Origin of the sequence: Nocardia salmonicida NBRC 13393 (assembly GCF_001613085.1) — a bacterium.
GTDB lineage: Bacteria > Actinomycetota > Actinomycetes > Mycobacteriales > Mycobacteriaceae > Nocardia > Nocardia salmonicida.
Genome location: NZ_BDBR01000086.1, coordinates 1 through 3,880, shown reverse-complemented (window position 1 = coordinate 3,880; position 3,880 = coordinate 1). Strand labels below are relative to the sequence as shown.

2 protein-coding genes and 1 pseudogene are annotated in these 3,880 nt (G+C 70.8%); 2 read left to right on the top strand and 1 reads right to left on the bottom strand.

The window, feature by feature from the left end:
• Positions 1–264 (bottom strand): IniB N-terminal domain-containing protein (locus tag NS1_RS38370; RefSeq protein WP_218020021.1); only part of this gene is annotated, 264 nt, incomplete at its 3' end.
• A gap of 293 nt (positions 265–557) precedes the next feature.
• On the opposite strand from NS1_RS38370, the gene NS1_RS38365 reads away from it, so the two are divergent.
• The gene (locus tag NS1_RS38365) at positions 558–2,369 is read left to right on the top strand and encodes an Hsp70 family protein (RefSeq protein ID WP_062992637.1); all 1,812 of its coding nucleotides are present in this window, start codon (positions 558–560) and stop codon (positions 2,367–2,369) included.
• Positions 2,362–3,880, top strand: a pseudogene (locus tag NS1_RS38360) (LuxR C-terminal-related transcriptional regulator); the annotation flags it as partial. The gene NS1_RS38365 and the pseudogene NS1_RS38360, both read left to right, overlap by 8 nt.

Sequence of the window (3,880 nt, the reverse complement as noted above, 5' to 3'; positions counted from 1 at the left end):
GACAGCGGCGGCCGCCGTCGCGGTGGAAGCGAGAACCGCGCTCGTGCTCGCCGCGGCGCCCGCCGCCACGATCGCCTGCAACTGGGAGCCGCCGCTGACCAGCGCGGATTCGGCCACCATGGGCGCTACCGCGGAAATGTCCTCCGGGGTCACCGCCAGGCCTGCCACGCTCAGCGCTTGGCACGGGTTGGCGCAGTAACTGGCCGCGGCATCAGGGTCGCGCAGCAGATTGAGGATGAACTCCAGAATCGCGTTCGGTGTCATCGAGATCAGCTCCTCCAGATCATGGGCGGTGATGCCCGATCTGTTTGTCGTTGGAATGTCTTTCACGCTAGGCGGGCACGTCGTTACAGGTAACGGGGCGAATACCTAGTTCCCACCGAACGCACCCCATTAGGGGCCGACGCGGATTAGGGGAATTTCCCCGTACTTCCCCCACCGCAGGTAACAGCTGCCCCCTAGCAACCGACAGATCGGATGGGACGCCCGCCCTCGGCGATCTCGCTCTACCCAAGCGTTTACCGGTCCACCGGAAGTCCTGCGAACGGGGTTGTCCAATGACAGAGCGTCTGGCGCTCGGCACCACTGTCGGAGCGGTGAATTCGGCTGCCGCGGCCACGACAGGCGACGAGGCCGGTGCCACCGTTCTCACTCACCGCAGCGCGCTGCGGCTCGGCACCGACGGATCGGTGAGCTTCGCCGACACGACGGGCCACCATCGCGGAGTGGTAATCGATGATTACTTGTCCAGAGTCGGCGATCCGGTAGACCTGCTGGCAGCGGATGGTTCCACCCACGACGCAGCCGATTTGTTCGCCGCCGCGACCCGCGCGCTGACAGCCGAACTCCGCGCCGCCGCCGCCGAATCCGACGACGCGGCGACCACCGTCGCGTGTTACCCGGCATGGTGGCCCGAGGTCACCGTCGAGGCCGCCAGGTCGGCACTCGCGCGCTCGGGCCTGCCCGAGGTGACGCTGGTGCCCGAGCCGCTGGCCGCGGTGCGCCGATACGAGATCGAGAACGGGCCGCTCGACGACGGCGCGCTGGTCGTCTACGACCTCGGCGCGAGCGGATCGACGGTGACGGTCCTGCGCACGGGCGAGCAGGCCGGGCTGCTCGGTACGCCGGTGCACAGCACCGCGATCGCCGGTTCCGAATTCGATCTGCTGACGATGCGCTATGTGCTGGCAAATGCCCTGGGTGGAAACGACATCGATCCATTCGATCCGGTTGTCGAAGAGGAATTGTCGGCATTGCGCGAGCGCTGCAGAATTGCGAAGGAAGAACTGTCGAGGAATACCGCGACGGCGATTCCGGTCGGGATGCTCAGCCCCTCCGTGCACACCGAACAGGTGCGGCTGACCCGGGGCGAACTCGAGGATCTGCTGCGTCCGACCCTGCTCGACTCGATGAGCCTGCTCCAGGACGCGGTCCGCCGTGCCGACCTCACCCTCGGCGATGTCGGTCGGGTGCTGCTCACCGGTGGCGGTGGCGCGATTCCCCTGGTAGCCGAGCTGATCTCCACCGAATTCGGCCTTCCGGTGATCGCCTGTGCCGACCCCACGACCTGCACGGCACTCGGCGCGGCCGAGATCGCCCTCGACATCGCCGCGATCAGCCTGCCCACCGTGGCCATCCCGGCCGTGCAGGTGGCATCGTCCTCGGTGGCCGTGGCCCCGGCCGTCGAGGTGCTCGCGCTACCAGCGGAACCGGTTCGAACCAAGATGTTCACAGCCAAACGCTCGGCGGTCGTCGCGGCCGCGGCCTTGACCATGGCCGCGCTGGCCACCGGCACCCTCGCGCTCGGTGGCACCACTCAGTTCTCACCCACCGGACCCGCCGCGACCACCAACGCCCCACCGATTCCCGGCGCACCCGCGTCAACCAGCGCGGGCGGCACGGCCGGGGCAACGAATGCCACGAACTCCGGGGTCACCGACCCAGCTCTGCCAGGCGCGACCGGCACCGCGACGCCGTCGGGCGTGATCCCGGTCGGCACGACCGACGCCGGCGTTCCTGGCGGCACGCCCGCTGCGGGAACTCCGGCGCCTGCCGGTGGCGCACCCGCCGCCGGAACACCAGCGACCGCAACACCGGAGACCGCTGGTCAACCAGGTCCCGCCGCGCAGCAACCGGCGCAGGCGCCGCCCGCCGGGCAGGCCCCGGCACCTGCCACTGCGCCCGCGCCGGGACCCGCTCCAGCACCTGCCCCCGCTCCGGCGCCCGTGCCCGCCCCGACCAAGCCGCAGGTTCCGACCATCCAGGTCGATCCCGGCGGCCTACTCGACGACGTGGGCGGCGCGGTCGGCGAGACCCTCGAATCGGGAACGCAACTGCCGGGCCGGGTCCTCGGAGGAAATGGTGGCTGAGATCGCTCACGACGCTTTCCCGAACGCCCGAACCGTTTTCCGCGCACTCGACACCGCCGACGAGCAGACCGTGCTGCTGTTGATCCGCGGCCGAGCGGGCACCGGAAAATCGTTCCTGCTCAACGCCGTCCGAGCGCATCTACGTGGCCGCGGCATTCCGATGGTCGACTCCACGACCGATCAGGTCGAAACCGAGATTCGCGACCGGGCAGTCCTCGTCGCCGACAATATCCACCGATACAGCGACGCCGAGCTTCGCGCACTCTGCGCCGCCATCGAGACCGGACAACGCTCCGTTGTGCTGACCACCCAGCCGCGCCCACACGATCCCCGGCTGCGCGCGCTGGCCGACGCGGTGGCGCGCAACGGCCGCACGGTGGATCTGCGCGCGCTGGGTAGCGCCCACATCACCTCGTTCGCCAGGGAACTCGGCGTGGCCGTGTCCCAGCCGCTCGCGGCGCACATCCATCAGCTGACCGCGGGGATTCCCGGCGGAGTCGTCGCGGCGCTGATGGGCGCCCGTTCGGCCTCGCTCGAGACCTGCGAGGCAGCGGTGAACGAGTCCGTCACCGCCTGGACGCGGTCGCTGCTGGAAGCGGTCGAACCCGAGCTGCTCGAAACGCTGGTCGTCGCGGCGACCGGAACCGGTTTGGACGCGACAGAACTCACCGAGGTGCTCGGCGTCGACACCGCCACCGCGCACGAACTGATCGACCGTGCCAGGGCGGGCGCCCTGGTCACCGATGCCGACCTACTCCTCGCACCCGCCGTTGCTCCGTTGCGGACGCTGCTCGGCGATCGCCGCTATGTCGACGTGCAGCGCAGGCTGCTCACCGCGCGCCTCGACGCCGGCCTGCTCCGCGACCGCACGGCGCTGATCCTGGCCGAGTCCGGCGTGGTCGATGCCCGGCTCGCGGAGTTCCTCTGTCGCACTGCGGAGAAGTCGGACGAGGCCCCCCGCTGCTACGCGGCCGCGGCCGCGGCGGGCGCCGCGGTCGAGACGATCGCGGTGCGCTGGGCCGAGGCCGCCGCGCACGCGGGCGACACCGACACCGCCCTCCGCCTGGCCGAACCGCTGCTGACCGCACAGCACATCCCCGGGACCGAACTCGTCGCCGCGGTGCGCATCTGCGCGGGCGTGCTCACCCGTCGGGGCCTGGTGAGCCGCGCGGCGGGACTGTACAACTGGCTCGGACCGGAGCGAGTCGGCGCCGACTGGGCGCCCGCGGCCATGGTCCTCAACCTGGCCGGTGACCAGGCCGCCGCCGCGCGCATGTCGGTCTCCGCACAGCACTGGCCGCCGACCGAGGCCGACGCCGGGGCTCGGCTGATCGCGGGCGCGCTCGACGAATCGCTCGACCCGCACGGCGCGGGCACGGCCGCGGCGATCTCCGCGCTGATCCAAGCGGGCAACACCGACACCGGCGACGATCGCTACCTACCCTGCTCGGCCGTCTCGATCGCCACCCTGCTCTGCCTCGGCAGCGGCGAGCCGCGCCGCGCCGGTGACG